Genomic DNA, 1389 nt, shown 5'->3' with positions numbered 1-1389 from the left:
ATCAGAAATCTCACGAATCAGTTTTTCCTGTTCGGGATCTTTCATATCCAGCGCCGGACGCACGTGCAGTACCCCCGCATCGACATGACCAAACATGCCGTAGGAGAGCTGTCGGGCATCCAACGCGGCGCGAAACTCAGTAATAAAGTCAGCCAAGTGCTCCGGTGGTACGGCGGTATCTTCCACAAACGCAATCGGGCGCTTTTCGCCCTGTACATTGCCCAGCAAACCCACCGAGCGTTTGCGCATGGCGTAAACTTTTTGAATCTGCGAACGGCCTTCCGCCAGGGTGTAGCCTAAACGCTCTACCGTGGGGTCTTGGCTCAAGTGTTCCGTGAACGCCCGCACACGCTCAGACAAGCGCTCAGGATCATCGTCATTAAACTCGATCAAGTTAATGCCACGAATCGGCTTACTACCGGTGGCGGGGAAAAACTCAGCTACGCTGTCCCAGACAATGTCTTCCATGGCCAACTGCAGCACGGTGTCATCGATGGTTTCAATCGAGGTGGGCCGAGCGCTGCTGGCCATCAATGCCTTAGCATCACGCAGGGCGTCCATAAAGCCTGGGTAGCGCACATTAACCAAGGTGGCGTGCTTAGGAATCGGCAGCACATTGAGTACCGCTTCATTCAAAAAGCCCAATGAGCCTTCCGAGCCGCACAGCAGGCTGTTCAGGTTCAGTTGGCCTTTTGCTTCCCGCAGATGCGCCAGATCGTAGCCGGTTAAGCAGCGGTTGAGCGGCGGAAATTTCGCCTCAATCAGCCCCCGCTGTTGGTCGATAATCTCAGCCGCGGTGGTATGCACCTGGCCAAGAATGCCGGATTGGGCAACGGCCTGCTGCTCTTCGTCAGCGCTAAGCGGGCGGCTATGCAGGTGTTGACCTCCCAGCAGAACCGTATCCAGTTCCAGCACGTGGTCACGGGTTTTACCGTATTCGCAGCTGCCCTGGCCGCTGGCATCGGTGGAGATCATGCCGCCGATGGTGGCGCGGTTAGAGGTGGACAGTTCCGGGGCAAAAAACAGCCCATGAGGCTTCAGCGCCGCGTTGAGTTGATCCTTCACCACGCCCGCCTGAACGCGTACCCGCCGTGCCTCTACATCGATTTCGAGGATCTGGTTCATATGGCGGGAAACGTCCACCACAATACCGTCGGTCAACGACTGGCCGTTAGTGCCGGTACCGCCGCCACGAGGCGTGAGCACGATATCGCGGTGGGGCAGCTCGGCAGCCAGCTTGGCAAGGCGCTCAAGGTCTTCCGCATGCTTAGGAAACACCGCCGCCTGGGGCAGGCGCTGGTAAATCGAGTTATCCGTTGCCAGCACCGTGCGGTTGGCATAGTCCGGGGCAATCTCGCCTTCGAAGCCACGGGCGCGCAAGGCGTCGAG

The 1389-nt window shown here is 58.4% G+C and carries 1 protein-coding gene; it reads right to left on the bottom strand.

All coding sequences use genetic code 11. The annotated features are described in order from the left end of the window. The coding region (locus JFC11_RS18830) for an FAD-binding oxidoreductase (RefSeq protein ID WP_198350272.1) at positions 1–1389 on the bottom strand (1389 nt) is incomplete at both ends.

The sequence above is a fragment of the Vreelandella alkaliphila genome (assembly GCF_016107625.1).
Lineage (GTDB): Bacteria > Pseudomonadota > Gammaproteobacteria > Pseudomonadales > Halomonadaceae > Vreelandella > Vreelandella alkaliphila.
The sequence above is the reverse complement of the archived record's forward strand: the minus strand, read 5'-3'. Positions and strand labels throughout refer to the sequence as shown.